We start from the raw sequence: 15,868 nt of genomic DNA, 5'->3' as shown, positions 1-15,868 counted from the left end.
TGGTGCTCGATGCACTTGAGCAAGCATTGCACGATCGAGGCATGCCAAAGAATGTGATTCATCATTCCGATAGAGGTGTTCAATATCTTTCCATTCGCTATACCAATCGTTTAGAAGCAGCAAATTTACGAGCATCAGTCGGTACGACTGGTGATTCATACGATAATGCTTTGGCTGAAACAGTGAATGGCTTATACAAAACAGAGGTGATTAAATATTTAAAAGCAGATTGGCAAGGTTTAGCGGATGTACAACTTGCGACACTAAACTGGGTAGATTGGTTCAATAAAGAGCGTGTACATAGTGCACTAGGTTATGTGTCACCTTTTGATTTTGAAGCAATGTACTATGATAAAATTAATCCGTTAGGTCAGGTGGCCTAACTTAAATAAAAAGTCTCCGACAAACCCGGTACGGTTCAATATGCGGTTTCCCCCCCCTTTACGCACCATATAACAACAGTCAATATCACGCTTGAGCCCTTGATTATCATAGGTATCAATCGGATAGTAAATAACTTTCATCTCACTCTTCGCCATTGTACAAGTGTCGCGGTGAAAGTCATGAATCGCTGAATTAAACTTAAAATACAGCTCGTTTTTACCATAATCAATTTTGCCAGTATGAAACCCTGGTTGGTGTAACAACCAGCGCACCACATGCTGAATACCGAGTGGGTTACCCGTGACTACTTCTGGGTAAATTACCACTGCATTATTAGGAAATTCCTTTTTAGTCCAAATAGGCGTATTCCAACCATCTTTGGTAATAAAAAGCCGAGGTTTTTTAAATTTATATCTAATTTTTTTCCATTTTGAGTATGACCATTCATTACTAACCAAATAAGCTTTATGCCCTGTTGTATCATTAATAACATGACACAATCGATGCAAAGCAATAATTCCACCACTATTTTCATCATATGGATAACTATAAATAAAAATATTCATCGATATCTCAAATTACTTTATGAATAATGTTGCGACGTGATCCTTATCACTCACCAACACCTCTTCAACCTGATCTAAAGGCCAGTCAATTGCAAGTGTTGGATCATTCCAGACGATTGCCCCTTCGCTCTCTTTATTGTAATAATTGGTCGTTTTATACAAAAACTGAGTATTGTCTTCTAACGTAATAAAGCCGTGTGCAAAACCTTCTGGAATCCAAAATATGGTTTTGTTTTCAGCGCTTAATTCCACCCCAACCCATTGACCATAGGTTTCAGATTCTGGTCGAATATCAACTGCGACATCCCAAACTTTACCTTGGACAACACGTACTAACTTACCTTGACCATATGGTGAATTTTGAAAATGCAGACCACGCAATACCCCTTTTTGTGAAAGGGAGTGATTGTCCTGAACAAAATTTGGAATAGGCAAATTTAACTCATTCAATGCTTGTTCAAATTCTTGCTGGTTAAAACTTTCCATAAACCAGCCACGATCGTCACTAAAAACATTAGGCTGGATAATTAACAGACCTTCAATTTTTGTCTTTTCTATTTTCATTTCGCTTAGTCCAACAATTTAAATAGATATTGACCATATTCAGTCTTTTTCAATGCTTCAGCGCTTACAGCTAATTGTTCTTTCGAAATCCAACCTTTATGGAAACCAATTTCTTCGAGACAAGCCACTTTCAACGACTGTCTTTTTTCAACCGTATATACAAACTGCCCTGCTTCTAATAAAGATTCATGAGTACCTGTATCTAACCAAGCAAAGCCACGACCAAGCAACTCAACATTCAGAGAACCATCTTTCAAATAAGCATTATTGATATCTGTAATCTCTAATTCACCACGATGAGATGGTTTCACTTGTTTGGCAAACTCAACCACACGATTATCATAGAAATATAAACCTGTTACGGCATAATGTGATTTTGGTTGAGTCGGCTTTTCTTCAATACTTAGAACCTTACCTTGAGCATCAAACTCAACAACACCAAAACGTTCAGGATCAGTCACATGGTAGCCAAATACAGTTGCACCATGTTCTACATGACTTGCTGACTCAAGTTGTTTACCAAAACTTTGACCATAGTAAATATTGTCACCAAGGATGAGACACACATGATCATCACCAATAAACTCTTCGCCAATGATAAAAGCCTGTGCTAAACCATCTGGTGAGGGCTGAACTTTGTAACTCAATTCAATTCCAAATTGAGATCCATTACCCAGTAACTTTTTAAAATTTGGTAAATCTTCAGGCGTAGAAATAATGAGAACTTCACGAATACCTGCCAACATAAGTACAGATAACGGATAGTAAATCATCGGCTTATCATAAATGGGCAGCAGTTGCTTAGACACGCCTTTAGTAATTGGGTGCAAACGTGTTCCAGAACCACCAGCTAAAATAATACCTTTACGTTTCATTGTCATTTTATTAATAGCTCCGTTAAAGTGCGTTTCACACCGTCTTGCCAATCTGGTAATTTCAGTTCAAAAGTGTGTTCTAATTTCTGTGTACTCAATCTTGAATTTAAAGGTCGATTAGCAGGTGTTGGATAAGCTGTTGTTGGAATTGAATTAACTTTTGATATTTTTAATTCAGCGCCTAACCTTTTTGCCTGTTCAAAAATATAATTGGCATAACCAAACCATGAAGTTTCACCACTTGCAACCAAATGATAAAGTCCTGATTTACTACGATCTCGATAGATTTGAGGAATGGCTTGCGCTGTCACATCTGCAATGAGTTCTGCTGAGGTTGGAGCACCAATTTGATCTGCAATAATCGACAATTCTTCACGTTGCTGTGCCAAGTTCAGCATCGTTTTGAGGAAGTTTTTTCCTTTGCTGGCATATACCCAAGAGGCTCTAAAAATCAAATAATCACAACCACTTTCTACAATCGCTTGCTCACCCAATGCCTTGGTTCGACCATATTCATTGATCGGCTCAATCTGATCTGATTCAGAAAAAGCACTATTCCCTTGACCCGAAAACACATAATCCGTTGAATAATGTACCAAGATCGCTTGAGTACGTTGACATGCTTCAGCAATCTTTTTCACAGCAATATGATTAACGACATTGGCTAAGTCTTTTTCTGTCTCAGCCAAATCTACAGCAGTATAAGCACTCGCATTTACTACGATGTCAGGTTGAAGCTTTAAAACCGTATTGAAAACTGCCTCAGGGTCAGACATATCGCCACTTAAGTCATCCAATCCTGAACGATCCAGTGCAATCAACTCACCCAATGGCGTTAAAGCCCGTTGCAATTCCCAGCCAACTTGACCATTTTTACCTAAGACCAAGATTTTCATGAATTAGCCTTGATACTGCTTTTCTAACCAAGATTGATATTCACCGCTTTGTACACGAGATACCCACTCTTGATGATTCAAATACCATTCCACAGTTTTTCTTAAACCAGTTTCAAATGACTCTAGTGGCACCCAACCCAACTCACGCTTGATTTTACTCGCATCAATTGCATAACGGACATCATGGCCAGGACGATCTTTCACATAAGTGATTAAGTCTTTGTAGTTTTCTACACCTTCAGGCTTATTTGGAGCGAGCTCTTCAAGGAGTTCACAAATGCCATGAACCACATCCAAATTGGCTTTTTCATTATGACCGCCAATATTATAGGTCTCACCTATCGTACCTTCAGTCACAACTTTATAAAGCGCACGTGCATGATCTTCAACAAATAGCCAATCACGAATTTGCTGACCATTGCCATAAACAGGTAAAGGTTTTCCTTGAAGCGCATTCAAGATCATTAACGGAATGAGTTTTTCTGGGAAATGATATGGACCATAGTTATTCGAACAATTGGTCACGATCACGGGTAAACCATAAGTACGATGCCATGCTCGAACTAGATGGTCAGAACTAGCTTTTGACGCAGAATATGGTGAACTTGGTGAATAGGAAGTCTGTTCAGTAAATAAATCTGTTGTCCCCTCTAAATCTCCATAGACTTCATCAGTAGAAATATGATGGAATCTAAAACTATTTTTCTTGTTTCCTTCTAGGCTTTGCCAATACGTGCGGCATGCTTCGAGTAATTGGTAAGTACCAATAATATTGGTCTCTAAAAACGCATAAGGACCAGAGATAGAACGATCAACATGTGACTCTGCTGCAAGATGCATCACTAGATCGGGTTGAAATTCTTTAAAAATAGTATTTAAAGCAGCACGATTACAAATATCAGTTTGCGAAAATTGATATTGAGCACTGTCTGCAACAGAACTCAGCGATTCTAAGTTACCTGCATACGTTAGTTTATCTATATTGAGTACATGATGATCTGTATTATTAATAATATGACGAATAACCGCTGAACCAATGAAGCCAGCACCGCCTGTAACAATTATATTCAAGCGCCCCCCTAATCAGGTTAGATAAACTAAGCTATTAAATTTTATCATGATTTGAAAGAATAATAATCAATAAAAGCTAAATTAAAATTAAAAACTTTTAAAAGTCAGAATATTAACTTCATCTTAATATTATGAATTGTTATCAAAATATAATCTTCTTTTGCAAGCCTCCAAGGATCAGCGTAAAGATTGTTCACCTTAAAAATTTACTCAAACCCTACATTTTGATTGAGAGTCAAATATGCTAATCTGACGCTTAAATTTAGTTACCTCAGTCTTATCTATGCAACTCTCAATTCTTATTGTAAATTATAATACCGAGTCTTATATTGAGAAACTGCTTCTCGATTTAAAAAAACAAACACTACTTGCAAATGGCTACGAGATTATTATTACCAATAATGTTCAGAACAACCTTTTAGAAATGACCATTCAAAATAATTGTGAGTTAAATTCCTTAAATATCCAAATTGTTCAATCAGACAAAAATTTAGGGTTTGGAAGAGCAATGAACCTAGCTGCTACACATGCTAAAGGAGACCATCTACTCATTGCTAATCCTGACTTAAGAATGATACAGAATGATTATCTCTCTTCTCTTTTACATCATGCAGAATCAAACCCTAAATATGGTCTTATAACCACTCAACTAATTAATGATGATAACATTGATAAATCAGAGGGCTATACATTTGAATTCAATGAAACTTGTGGATATAAAGATAAAATTGCTTGGTTTAGTGGAGCATTATTATTAATAAGAAAACAAGTCATGCAACAAATTAAAGGATTTGATCCAGATTTTTTTATGTACTGTGAAGATGAAGATCTTTGTCTACGTATAAAAAAAATTGGATTAGAACTAATAAAAATCAATAGTCTGAAAATTTATCATAAGGGTGGTTCTAGTGAGCCTTATCGTAATTATGATTACTTTTGTCGATTGTATCGTTCTCAAATTCTATTTGCTAACAAACACTTCTCAACGGACCATTTCAATCAAACAATAAATAAAATCAATAAAATATCCATCTTTAAAACAGAAATATATAAAATTCTTATGCTTTGCATACCAACAAAAAGACATAAATTTCAGTTTGCTCAATGGTCTGCAATGCGTGACGTAACAAACAAAACTTTAAAGGAATCAGTAGACTGGTTATACTTCAAAATATAATTGCTACATAAATGAATTCAGGAACTACATTGAAAGTTAACCATATTACACTTTGCCTCACTATTGGCAAACGTCCGAAAGAATTACGACGAACCTTAGAAAGCATTTTAAGTCAAATTAACTTTGAACACATTATCGCTATCAATGACTTCAGAGATGAAGAAACCAATCAAGTTTTCCGAGAGTTATGTCCTCATGGGACTTTAATCGTACAAGACAAACAGGTTGGGCATCATCGTGCAGTGGATCTTATGTATTCACAAGTCAAGACGCCTTATATTTTCCACTGTGAAGATGACTGGCAATTTGATCAGCCATTACAATTAGACAAATATATTGAACTATTAAAACATGATCATAATGCCAATATCGTTTGTCTTAGAAAAGTATCAAATTTTATACTCTCAGAAGAACAAAAATCACAAGTTAAATATTATGAAACACAGCCACTTGCAACTGCAAGATTAGACTATACACATGCCAAATGGCACGGGTATACCTTTAATCCACATATTGCCAGTATTGATGTGTGGAAAAAAACTGGGGGATTCTATAAGTTTAGAAAAGAGCGTGATGTATCAATATTTTTTAGATCACAAGGTAAATATAATCTTTTTCTTAAAGAAGGTGTATGTCACCACATTGGTGAAAACAGTGTCTCTTACCCACAAAATCAAAGTTTTTTTAAAAAACTTAAGTCTAAAATCTATGGATATCCAGTTGATTAAGCTAGGTTCTAAAATTTTACCTAACATTTAATATCTGGAATTCTCATATGCAAAACATTCAAAAATTTGACAATATTACCCTTTGTCTCACGATAGGCAAACGACCTGAGCTACTGCGTCAAACCTTAAACAGCGTGCTTTCAAAAGCTCAGTTTAAGCAAATTATTGCCATTAATGATTTTCGTGATGAAGAAACGAATCAGGTTTTTAATGAACTTTGTCCTGAAGGTTTACTGATCAATCTTCCAAATCAAGTTGGTCATCATAAAGCTGTGGATGAAATGTATTCACGTGTCCAAACCGAGTATATTTTTCACTGTGAAGATGATTGGTTGTTTGACCAAGACTTTGAATTTGAAAAATATTTCGAGATTCTTAAGTCAAATCCGAAAGCAACACAATTATGTTTCCGGAAATGGACTGACTTCCCATTCTCGGAGGAGCAAAAATCAAAAATTCAATTTATTGATTTTTCACCATTCAACTTAGCAAGATTTGATGGTATGCATGATCAATGGCATGGCTTTACGTTTAATCCTCACCTTTCATCTATTGCATTATGGAAAAGCTTACCGCAGGGCTTTAGCCAATTTAAAAAAGAACGCCACGTTTCACGGTGGCTTCGCGCTCAACAACGCTATGTTCTTTTTTTAGAAAATGGAATCTGCCATCATATTGGTGAGGAAGATAGTGTTGCTAACGCATCTAAAAAATCTTGGTTTGCAAAATGGAAAGGTAAAATTTTTGGTTAATTAAAACTTATTAGGATCAACTAAAATTTCTCTTTTCACCCCTGTTCCTAAATATTGCAACTGACGGAGACCCAATTGAATTTGGGTCTTTATTCGTCTCATTTTAAATTGTGATTTCTCACTCGCTGTTAAATCAAAATTTAGCTTATTTTTTACCTGTGCAATAACAGACTCATGAATATATTTGCATGGAACTGCATATTCTGGACATTTATCACTTTGCAATAATGCAGCAGGTTCGATTTGATAAGCTTTTAACTCATAACAACTATGAATAAACTCATCAGATAAACCTATCGCACGCTTATTCATAAAATCTAGTAAAATTTTAGCACCGGTTGGATATAGCACATATCCCCCTGTTCCACTTCGATCAATATAAATTTCCAATAGATCAAAATTATTATCTGCTAAAGAATATGTTGGCTTTTTGGCCACTGTTTTCTTACGCCCATGCACTTCTAAATTTACATAATCTATTTCATTGAGTTGCGTTAAGTCATTTAAAATATTTTTAAAATCTTTAACTAAAATCGCATCATCTTCTAAAACTACACAAGGTTCATTCTGTTCAACTACATATTCCCATGCTTTTTTGTGGCTCAAAAAACAAGCTAGTTCCGACTGCTTCATTGGACGCTGGCCGTTAAAAGCCATCTCTTTATATTCAGCTTCAGAAAAATCATGAATAGAAACTGCTGGTAGACGTTCGAAATCTAAGCCTAAGTCTTTAAATTGAATGCGTTGCTGGTCTAATCGATCTGTAGATTGCTCTAAGTTAATTAATAAAATTTTCATCTTTTACCCAGTATCTAAGCCGAACGAATCTTATTTTTTAAAGCCTTCAATTTATTACCCCACATTCTTTTTTGTCTAGGCCAGCGTTTACCAATACGCTGTCTATTTGCAAGATTCTTTCCTTTTACTGCATCAATATCACTCTCTGCACCGTTCGGCTGAACCAGTGATGGCGACATAGAATATCCACGGCTCAAATCCGTCAGCCAACTTTGTAATGCCACGTCAATTGGTGCATCAATTTCGGTTAAATCATTTTGAAATGCTTGAGCACCTTTACGTGACCAAACTAGACCCAAAGTTAATACTGGAAAATAATATGCTTTTAAAAGGCGATGTTCATTTATTTCGCACAACTGTTTACTGAATTTACGTTTTGTACTGCCAATATTAATGAGGTACCAACCATTTTGATGTTGCTCTAACCACTGTATAGTTTTTTGTACTACAGGGATCAAATCTGAAATGACTTCTAGATCATCTTCAAGCACAATCACAAAATCATAATCGGATGCTAAAAACTCACTTACACAACGCTTATGGCTTAAATAACATCCTACTTCTCCACCAACTAAGTCTCTCCCCATAAGGGCATTTGCTTTCGCACTATTGTAGCCTTCATAGGTAGCAAGATCTAATTGGCGACCATCAACAGCTGAAATACGTTTAAATTCAATATTATGTTTAGATAACTCAGAAGTTGCTTGGATTAATCGATCGACACTCGAATCTAGATTAATCAAATATATACCTAATTTCATACATTTATTTCCATTGAGCTGATTATTGCCAAGCATCCTTAATCCATTGACTTGGCAACACATAGCGGTACCATTTACCACCGCCACCATTCACAGCATCAGGTGGATTAATCTCACCATGGAAAATAATAATTTTGGCACCTTCAGGTTTTACTGGTGGCTTAAAAAATGCCATTGGGATTTTCTGCAGACAGTGATATTTATAGCTTTTACACCAGCTATCTGGCCAATAGGTTTGCTTAGCGTGTTTGTCTACATACCATGACAAATAAGCTTGCTCATTACGGAATTTTTTCCGAATTTCATCAAAGTTTTCACGAAAATACGGTAATAATCCAGGGAAAGCGCCCAATTTAAAACGGTATACTGAGCTATTACCTGTGATTCGCCATGGTCGTTTCCAGTCGTGAATAATTAAAAAATCACCTGGATAAGTGAAAAACTCATCCATATTATCAACGATAACGACATCCAAATCTAAAAATAGCGCATTACCCTTTAAGCCATATAAATCAGGCTCAAAAGTTGAAAGTTTGTTCCAACCACGCTCAGGCGCACCTTCAGGCAATGCTAACGGTGGAATAGGAAAGCATTTAACATTTGGATCAATTCCTTCTGTACGGTCAGTGAGACAAACCATCTGGAAATCAACAGTCGTGTGTCGTTTCACCATATTGTAAAGACGATTCACATACTCAGAACCATATTTGGTTCCCCACTTCATACACAAAACAATGTTCTGTTCTTGTGCAATCTCTTCTTCTAATAAGACATTGTTTTCATGTATTGACATGCCGTTTTATTCCACCGAATCAATAGCTGCATCATACCACAGAGTTAAAATATTCTTGAACGATAAGAATTCAAACTCGTCCAAATTGAAATCAAATCTTCATTAAATTGTCACGTCTTAGAAACCCTATTTTGTCAAATTAAATTTAATCTGGCTTGAACTAAAATAATGAAAATTACTATTGTCGGCACTGGATACGTTGGTCTCTCAAATGCGATGATTTTAGCGCAACATCATGAAGTCACCGCCTTAGATATTGATCAAAACAAAGTAAATTTATTGAACAAGAAAATCTCACCTATACAAGACAGAGAAATCTCTGATTTTCTAAGTAATAAGCCATTAAACTTCAAAGCAACAACTAATGCTGTTGATGCGTATTTTCAGGCAGACTATATTCTTATTGCGACGCCAACAGATTATGACCCTACAACCAATTATTTTGACACTTCAAGTGTTGAATCTGTGATCACTGAGATTTTAAGTATTAATTCATTAGCGACGATCATTATCAAATCGACAGTTCCTGTAGGTTACACCCAACAACTAAAAAGTAAATTTGAAACACAGAATATTATATTTTCACCTGAGTTTCTCAGAGAAGGAAAAGCATTGCTGGATAACTTATATCCTTCAAGAATTATAATGGGTGAAAATTCTGAACGAGCACATCAATTCGCAAACATGCTCATAGAAGGTGCGTATAAAAAAGATTGTCCAGTCTTATTCACTGACTCCACGGAAGCAGAGGCAATCAAACTTTTTGCAAACACCTATTTAGCTATGCGCGTTGCGTTTTTCAATGAACTAGATACTTACGCTCAAATATATCAATTGGACACTCGCCAAATGATCGAGGGCGTATGTTTAGATCCTCGAATTGGTAAATTTTATAACAATCCATCATTCGGTTACGGCGGATATTGTCTTCCTAAAGATACTAAACAATTACTCGCTAACTACGACCAAGTTCCAAGCAATTTAATTCAAGCCATTGTAGATGCCAATATTACTCGCAAAGATTTTATTGCACAGTCTATTTTGGAGAGATACCCTAGCGTTGTTGGGATATATCGTTTGGTCATGAAAAGTGGTTCAGACAATTTTCGATCGTCAGCAATACAAGGTGTTATGCGTCGTCTCAAAGCACAAGGAATCAAGATCATTATTTACGAACCCACACTTTCAGAGAAAAAATTTCAAAACTCAAAAATCATCAAAACACTGGAAGAATTTAAAAAAAGAGCAGATTTAATTATTAGTAATCGTCAATGCGATAAACTAAATGATGTTGCAGATAAAGTGTATACCAGAGATATTTTTGGTAAAGATGATTAAAAAAGGACTCAATTGAGTCCTTTTTCAAAGCATTAATTACTTCACATATGTTAACCAGTGAGCATATTTAGGGTCTTTACCTTGTACGGCATCGAAGTATGCTTTTTGGATTTGTGTTGTGATTGGACCACGAACACCTTCACCGATTTGACGATCATCATATTCACGGATTGGCGTTACTTCTGCCGCTGTACCTGTAAAAAATGCCTCATCAGCGATATAGAATTCATCACGTGTGATACGGCGCTCTACAACGTCATATCCAAGGTCTTTCGCAATCGTAATAATGGTTTGACGAGTAATACCATCAAGAGCACCACCAGCGATATCAGGGGTATGAATCACGCCATCACGCACTAAGAATACGTTTTCACCTGAACCTTGACACACATAACCTTGTGGATCAAGTAACATTGCTTCGTCATAACCTGAGTGCGCAACTTCTTGGTGTGCCAAAATAGACAGCGTATAGTTTCCTGATGCTTTCGCCTTACACATCGTCACGTTAGGGTGATGGTGTGTAAAAGAAGAAGTTTTTACACGAATACCCTTCGCCATTGCTTCTTCACCAAGGTAAGCACCCCAGCTCCACGCAGCAACCACTGCATGAATTGTATTATCCGTCGCTGCAATACCTAGCTTTTCCGAACCAATAAAGATAATTGGACGTAAATAGCAAGAAGCCAATTTATTTTCACGCACCACATCAATTTGAGCTTGTTCTAACGCCGCCTGATCAAACGGAACTTTCATCTGATAAATTTTGGCAGAGTTTAAAAGACGTTTAGTGTGTTCTTTTAAACGGAAAATTGCCGTTCCATTCGGAGTTTCGTAGGCACGGACACCCTCAAACACACCCATACTGTAGTGTAAAGTGTGTGTTAAGACGTGAGTTTTTGCTTCACGCCAATCAACTAATTGTCCATCTTGCCAAATAAAACCATCACGATCAGCCAAATTCATGACCTAAACTCCAAATTTTTATACACAGTCATTTCTATCCAACTACTGATGCAGTTGGATCTATTAATCTTTGCCATAGCTTGCAAACGACCTTACGGGTATCGAGCCAATTCGCAGCACTCACTTGCATGGATTGATTTGCAAGGGCTAAACGATGACTCTCGGCACGTTCACGGAGATAAGCTTGAATCAATGCTGTCGCATCGGCGCTGGATAAGCAGCCAGTTTTTGCGGCATCCTCAAGGATTCGTACATTGTCGGAGTAATGGGCGAGATCAGGATTCGTCCCACTCCATGCTAATACTGCATACTGTGCCATAAATTCGATATCAACGATACCACCTGCATCCTGTTTTAAATGAAAAATTCCATCTTTTTTTTGCTCATTTGATGAGCCTAAATGGTCTTTCATTTTTTGACGCATTTTTAGCACTTCTGCTCTTACCGTTTCTTCATTTCGAGGCAAAGTTAAAATACGACAGCGTAATTCCTCAAACTTTTCTCTTAAGCTTTTCTCACCCGCTATACTACGCGCACGAACAATCGCTTGATGCTCCCAAAGCCATGCATTTTTAAGTTGGTATTGCTCAAAAGCCTTAAGGCTTGTAACGAGAAGCCCAGCTTCTCCTGAAGGACGCAATCGTGTATCAATCTCATACACACGACCATCTAAAGTTTGGGTTGTCATCAGCGACATAAGCTTTTGCCCAACACGCATCGCAAATTCAAAACCACTAATTGGTTTCAAGCCATCCGTATCTGCCTGTTCATCCATATAGTGAATAAAGACTAAATCAAGGTCTGAACCATACCCAAGTTCGATACCGCCTAATTTCCCATACCCAATGACACTGAATGCCATATGATTTTGTGAACAACGTTGACCATCTGCATCTACTGGATAACCATGTTTTTTTGCTGTAATTTGATATGCCAAATTCAAAGTAGCTTGAACTGAAACCTCAGCAATATCGGTGAGCGCATCAGACACACGCATCAGTGGACTTTCAGCCAATACATCACTTGCTGCCACAGTCAAAACATTCGATTTTTTGAATAAGCGCAATACGCGCATTTGATCTTCCACTTGATCAATTTCAATACGCAGCAGCTGCTGTCTGAGTGAATCCTCCAAATCTTGGCGTTTAGGTAGCTCAAAATCCATCGATAAAAACTCATCGAGTAAAACTGGATAATGGGTTAACTCTTCACAAATCCATGGGCTTACAGTCGCCATTTTAACGAGTCGCTGTAATGCTCCTTTACTTTCAATTAACATCACTAGATAGACTGTTCGCCGCATCACAGATTCAACCAGTGGCATCAGCCTTACCAAAGCGACTTGTGGATTATCCGATTCGAGAACAGCTTGAATCAGATGAGGCCAAAACTCTTTTAAACGATTAACTGCTTTAGCGGGTAATTTTTTGATGGCATGTCCATACCAAAACTCACGAACCAAATTTTTAGCAGACTCATCTAAAACTTCATTCAATTGCTGCTCTATTTGGCTAAAGCTTTCAACCAATGGATCTACTTCTTTTTCTTTAATTAAATGCTCAAACTGATAAGTTACTATAGCGCGCTTATCATTGAGAACATTTAAGAACGCATCCCAACTCTCAAATCCAAGTGTTTCAACAATACGATTTCTTTGGTCAGGTTCTGTAGGCAGTGATTGAGTTTGTTGGTCGTTTAAGGCTTGAATGGCATGTTCCACACGACGCAAGAATAAATAAGCATTTTCAAGCTCATCTACCACTTCGGGTTCGAGTAATCCAACAACCCCCAAATGATGCAGACTCACTAAACATTGACGGTCTTGTAGCTCCAGTTTTGAACCACCATAAATCAACTGGAAAACTTGAACAATAAACTCGACTTCACGAATACCACCTGCACCAAGTTTAATATCATCTTCAATATTTCTGCGTTGAACCTCACGCTCAATCATCGCTTTCATTTCACGCATTGCTGCAAAAGCGGTGTAGTCCACGTAACGGCGGAATACAAAAGGTCGTGTCATTTCCAGAAGCTCATCCCCTTCCTTTCCTCCTGTAACAATACGCGCCTTTATCCATGCGTAACGCTCCCACTCACGTCCATGTTGACTGAGATACTTTTCGAGTGCCGCATGACTGATTGCAAGTGCTGAACCATCGCCCCATGGGCGTAATCGCATATCCACTCGGAACACAAATCCATCTGCGGTGATATGTTCCAACAAATAAATAATTTTTTGCCCCCAAAGGATGCAAAATTGCTGAACATCAATACATTTACGACCATTGGTTTCACCTTGCTCATCGAAGGCAAAAATAAGATCAATATCACTGGATAAATTAAGTTCCTGTGCCCCCAACTTCCCCATTGCAATCACGATAAGATCTTGAAGCTTACCGTTATAGCCGATCGGCTCTCCATGTTTGGCTTGCAATGGACGATAAGCAAAGCTTTTAGCTGCATCAATACTCGCATCGGCAAAGTCTGAAAGCTCACGAGTCAATGTAATGACTGAGATAAGGCGGTTCGCATCCTGCCAAATCCACCGAAACATAAAACGTGCTCGCAAAATTCGAATTTTTCGCATCCATTCATTTTCATCTTGAATGTCGGCAAGCTCGCTTTGCACAATGTGATAGATTTGTTCAGTACTTAAGAATTTATTAAATTGATCTGTTGAATAATCTTGTTCTAATAATGTTTGATGTAAATTATAAACTTGTTCTGCATATTGACTGGCTCTAAGAGTTTTTTGCAACTGATCAGCATTCATTTGAAAAAAAGCCTGAATAAATCTAAAACTCTTTTATATCAGTCCTTACGCAATTTGTGGACTATTTAGTTCACTTTTTCCAAAGATGTTGGAGTACTCGTATTTGGCGTGGCAGGTAGCGCTGTATGAGCGTCTGCTTCAGGTAATATGACTTTAAAAGTCGTACCTTGACCTTGTTGAGAGCTGACACAAATTTCACCATGATTCAAATCAACAAATCTTTTACATAACACCAAACCTAAACCAGCACCTTTTTCACCAGATGTACCACGAATAGATACCTTCAAATCCGGTTGAAAAAGCTTCTCAATTTGCTGTGGTGTCATACCTAAACCTGTATCTCGAATGGCAATTTCGACACCTTGATCGCATTTTGATGCTTCGATATAAACTTTTCCAGTTCCATCCACATGAGTAAACTTCAAGGCATTAGATACCAAGTTTTGAATCACTGATGTGATCATATTAATGTCGGCAAAGACTTTTAACTCTTGCGGCACACTTTCAATTAATTGAATATTTTTTTTCACAGCCAACGTGTTTAAAACATCAAAAACGATTTTTGTCACCTGTTTAAGCTCAAACTGAATAGGATGATAGACAAATCTCCCGCCTTCAGCCATTGCCCAATTTAATAGGCTTTCCAATAAGTTATAAGTCGATTGAGCGGTATCATGTAAATACTCAGCGATATTCTGTACACTGTCCTCATCCAAACTTTCACGCTCATTGGCCAATACATCAGAAAAACCTAATAAGCCATGAAATGGTGCGCGTAAATCGTGTGCAATGATTTGAAAGAATTTTGTTTTACTGAAATTAAGCGCCGATTGTTGTTCATATAATTCTTTGAGTTCCGCATAATCCGAATGAAGCTCTAATATACGAATTAAGCTCATTGAAAAATCATAAACCAGTTCTAAATTTTGATCATCAAAAGGTTGGTGCTGATTATCAAATAAAATCACTTGACCAATTGAAAAATCATCATTCACTTTTAAATCAATGGCTATAATTCGCTCGTGATCAACTCCGAGTTGATGAATATGTGCTGAAAAAGATGAATAATTAGGATGATCACGACTGATCGAAGTTTGACCCGCGAAATATGGTAATAATTTTGCTTTTTTATTGGCATTAAAAGCTTTAAATCCATTTGGAGAAGAATGCCACACATATGGTTCATCATGAAAAGCTAAGATTGCTGACTCCGCATTTAAAATGCCACGCGCAAATCTTAAAAAACTCTCAAGTTGATTTTTTGGCGTTGATACACCGAGTAAAAGAGACATTTTGCAGGCACTGAGCTGATCAGCTTGATCGACATCTATAAATTCTATTTTCATGTCTACATCCTGCCATGGAGTAAAGGGGAATAATGATCGATTACATTTTATTTTTTCATTTCGCAGTAAAGAAATGAAAC

Annotated in this window: 16 protein-coding genes; 5 read left to right on the top strand and 11 right to left on the bottom strand. The window is 37.1% G+C overall.

All coding sequences use genetic code 11. The features are described 5' to 3' along the window. A partial coding sequence (locus AC1M84_RS12940; RefSeq protein ID WP_481595135.1) for an integrase core domain-containing protein occupies nucleotides 1-383 on the top strand: 383 nt, incomplete at its 5' end. Here AC1M84_RS12940 and AC1M84_RS12935 read toward each other — a convergent pair. From AC1M84_RS12935 to rfbB, 5 genes are read right to left on the bottom strand one after another with little or no spacing between them, the layout of a single operon-like run. Continuing rightward, nucleotides 366-950 (bottom strand): hypothetical protein, encoded by a 585-nt coding sequence (locus tag AC1M84_RS12935; RefSeq protein ID WP_481595134.1) that lies wholly within the window; start codon nucleotides 948-950, stop codon nucleotides 366-368. The two genes, AC1M84_RS12940 and AC1M84_RS12935, sit on opposite strands and share 18 nt — an antisense overlap. Before the next feature lie 12 nt (nucleotides 951-962). Further along, the gene (rfbC, locus tag AC1M84_RS12930; RefSeq protein WP_481595133.1) at nucleotides 963-1,514 is read right to left on the bottom strand and encodes a dTDP-4-dehydrorhamnose 3,5-epimerase; all 552 of its coding nucleotides are present in this window, start codon (nucleotides 1,512-1,514) and stop codon (nucleotides 963-965) included. 5 nt (nucleotides 1,515-1,519) lie between these two features. After that, entirely contained in the window at nucleotides 1,520-2,395 is an 876-nt protein-coding gene (gene rfbA, locus AC1M84_RS12925) for a glucose-1-phosphate thymidylyltransferase RfbA (protein ID WP_481595132.1), read from the bottom strand. After that, nucleotides 2,392-3,285, bottom strand: a complete 894-nt coding sequence (rfbD, locus tag AC1M84_RS12920) for a dTDP-4-dehydrorhamnose reductase (protein ID WP_481595131.1) — start codon at nucleotides 3,283-3,285, stop codon at nucleotides 2,392-2,394. The genes rfbA and rfbD overlap by 4 nt, the downstream gene beginning before the upstream one ends. A gap of 3 nt (nucleotides 3,286-3,288) precedes the next feature. After that, a complete protein-coding gene (gene rfbB / locus AC1M84_RS12915; RefSeq protein WP_481595130.1) occupies nucleotides 3,289-4,356 on the bottom strand; it encodes a dTDP-glucose 4,6-dehydratase in 1,068 nt (355 codons plus the stop codon). Nucleotides 4,357-4,639: 283 nt separating this feature from the next. Between rfbB and AC1M84_RS12910 the strand changes: the two genes are divergently transcribed. The 3 genes from AC1M84_RS12910 to AC1M84_RS12900 are packed head-to-tail and all read left to right on the top strand — an operon-like array spanning nucleotide 4,640 to nucleotide 7,013. Next, on the top strand, nucleotides 4,640-5,533 hold the full coding sequence (locus tag AC1M84_RS12910) for a glycosyltransferase family 2 protein (protein ID WP_168419100.1): 894 nt from the start codon (nucleotides 4,640-4,642) through the stop codon (nucleotides 5,531-5,533). 11 nt (nucleotides 5,534-5,544) lie between these two features. Next, a complete protein-coding gene (locus tag AC1M84_RS12905; RefSeq protein ID WP_481595129.1) occupies nucleotides 5,545-6,261 on the top strand; it encodes a glycosyltransferase in 717 nt (238 codons plus the stop codon). A gap of 47 nt (nucleotides 6,262-6,308) precedes the next feature. Next, nucleotides 6,309-7,013, top strand: coding sequence for a glycosyltransferase (locus AC1M84_RS12900; protein WP_481595128.1), 705 nt, complete (start codon nucleotides 6,309-6,311; stop codon nucleotides 7,011-7,013). Here the strand turns inward: AC1M84_RS12900 and AC1M84_RS12895 are convergent, their stop codons facing one another. Genes AC1M84_RS12895 through AC1M84_RS12885 form a run of 3 tightly spaced genes read right to left on the bottom strand, consistent with a single transcriptional unit; the run spans nucleotide 7,014 to nucleotide 9,365 of the window. After that, on the bottom strand, nucleotides 7,014-7,811 hold the full coding sequence (locus AC1M84_RS12895) for a glycosyltransferase family 25 protein (RefSeq protein ID WP_481595127.1): 798 nt from the start codon (nucleotides 7,809-7,811) through the stop codon (nucleotides 7,014-7,016). It lies immediately after the preceding gene. 14 nt (nucleotides 7,812-7,825) lie between these two features. After that, nucleotides 7,826-8,572 (bottom strand): glycosyltransferase family 25 protein, encoded by a 747-nt coding sequence (locus AC1M84_RS12890; RefSeq protein WP_481595126.1) that lies wholly within the window; start codon nucleotides 8,570-8,572, stop codon nucleotides 7,826-7,828. A gap of 22 nt (nucleotides 8,573-8,594) precedes the next feature. Next, complete coding sequence (locus AC1M84_RS12885; RefSeq protein ID WP_179998943.1) at nucleotides 8,595-9,365, bottom strand: glycosyltransferase; 771 nt, start codon at nucleotides 9,363-9,365, stop codon at nucleotides 8,595-8,597. A gap of 168 nt (nucleotides 9,366-9,533) precedes the next feature. Here AC1M84_RS12885 and AC1M84_RS12880 point away from each other — a divergent pair, with 168 nt between their 5' ends. Then, nucleotides 9,534-10,703 (top strand): nucleotide sugar dehydrogenase, encoded by a 1,170-nt coding sequence (locus tag AC1M84_RS12880; protein ID WP_481595125.1) that lies wholly within the window; start codon nucleotides 9,534-9,536, stop codon nucleotides 10,701-10,703. Between the two features lie 36 nt (nucleotides 10,704-10,739). On the opposite strand, the gene AC1M84_RS12875 is transcribed toward AC1M84_RS12880, so the two are convergent. The 3 genes from AC1M84_RS12875 to AC1M84_RS12865 all read right to left on the bottom strand — a co-directional run bounded on the left by AC1M84_RS12875 (nucleotide 10,740) and on the right by AC1M84_RS12865 (nucleotide 15,788). Continuing rightward, nucleotides 10,740-11,666, bottom strand: a complete 927-nt coding sequence (locus tag AC1M84_RS12875; protein WP_035265589.1) for a branched-chain amino acid transaminase — start codon at nucleotides 11,664-11,666, stop codon at nucleotides 10,740-10,742. A 34-nt stretch (nucleotides 11,667-11,700) separates the two neighbouring features. Next, nucleotides 11,701-14,442, bottom strand: coding sequence for a bifunctional [glutamate--ammonia ligase]-adenylyl-L-tyrosine phosphorylase/[glutamate--ammonia-ligase] adenylyltransferase (gene glnE, locus AC1M84_RS12870; RefSeq protein WP_481595124.1), 2,742 nt, complete (start codon nucleotides 14,440-14,442; stop codon nucleotides 11,701-11,703). 65 nt (nucleotides 14,443-14,507) lie between these two features. Next, nucleotides 14,508-15,788 carry a sensor histidine kinase gene (locus AC1M84_RS12865; protein WP_481595123.1) on the bottom strand — a complete coding sequence of 427 codons (1,281 nt, stop codon included), beginning with the start codon at nucleotides 15,786-15,788 and terminating at the stop codon, nucleotides 14,508-14,510. Nucleotides 15,789-15,868: the final 80 nt, after the last annotated feature.

The sequence above is a fragment of the Acinetobacter sp. 24-47-66 genome, assembly GCF_056779755.1.
This window is presented reverse-complemented; position numbering and strand designations above follow the sequence as displayed.

Excerpts from the sequence above, each read along its gene's own strand:
- AC1M84_RS12935 (WP_481595134.1), bottom strand. The coding sequence starts at position 950 with ATGAATATTTTTATTTATAGTTATCCATATGATGAAAATAGTGGTGGA.
- rfbC (WP_481595133.1), bottom strand. The coding sequence starts at position 1,514 with ATGAAAATAGAAAAGACAAAAATTGAAGGTCTGTTAATTATCCAGCCT.
- rfbA (WP_481595132.1), bottom strand. The coding sequence starts at position 2,395 with ATGACAATGAAACGTAAAGGTATTATTTTAGCTGGTGGTTCTGGAACA.
- rfbD (WP_481595131.1), bottom strand. The coding sequence starts at position 3,285 with ATGAAAATCTTGGTCTTAGGTAAAAATGGTCAAGTTGGCTGGGAATTG.
- AC1M84_RS12910 (WP_168419100.1), top strand. The coding sequence starts at position 4,640 with ATGCAACTCTCAATTCTTATTGTAAATTATAATACCGAGTCTTATATT.
- AC1M84_RS12905 (WP_481595129.1), top strand. The coding sequence starts at position 5,545 with ATGAATTCAGGAACTACATTGAAAGTTAACCATATTACACTTTGCCTC.
- AC1M84_RS12900 (WP_481595128.1), top strand. The coding sequence starts at position 6,309 with ATGCAAAACATTCAAAAATTTGACAATATTACCCTTTGTCTCACGATA.
- AC1M84_RS12895 (WP_481595127.1), bottom strand. The coding sequence starts at position 7,811 with ATGAAAATTTTATTAATTAACTTAGAGCAATCTACAGATCGATTAGAC.
- AC1M84_RS12890 (WP_481595126.1), bottom strand. The coding sequence starts at position 8,572 with ATGAAATTAGGTATATATTTGATTAATCTAGATTCGAGTGTCGATCGA.
- AC1M84_RS12885 (WP_179998943.1), bottom strand. The coding sequence starts at position 9,365 with ATGTCAATACATGAAAACAATGTCTTATTAGAAGAAGAGATTGCACAA.
- AC1M84_RS12880 (WP_481595125.1), top strand. The coding sequence starts at position 9,534 with ATGAAAATTACTATTGTCGGCACTGGATACGTTGGTCTCTCAAATGCG.
- AC1M84_RS12875 (WP_035265589.1), bottom strand. The coding sequence starts at position 11,666 with ATGAATTTGGCTGATCGTGATGGTTTTATTTGGCAAGATGGACAATTA.
- glnE (WP_481595124.1), bottom strand. The coding sequence starts at position 14,442 with ATGAATGCTGATCAGTTGCAAAAAACTCTTAGAGCCAGTCAATATGCA.
- AC1M84_RS12865 (WP_481595123.1), bottom strand. The coding sequence starts at position 15,788 with ATGAAAATAGAATTTATAGATGTCGATCAAGCTGATCAGCTCAGTGCC.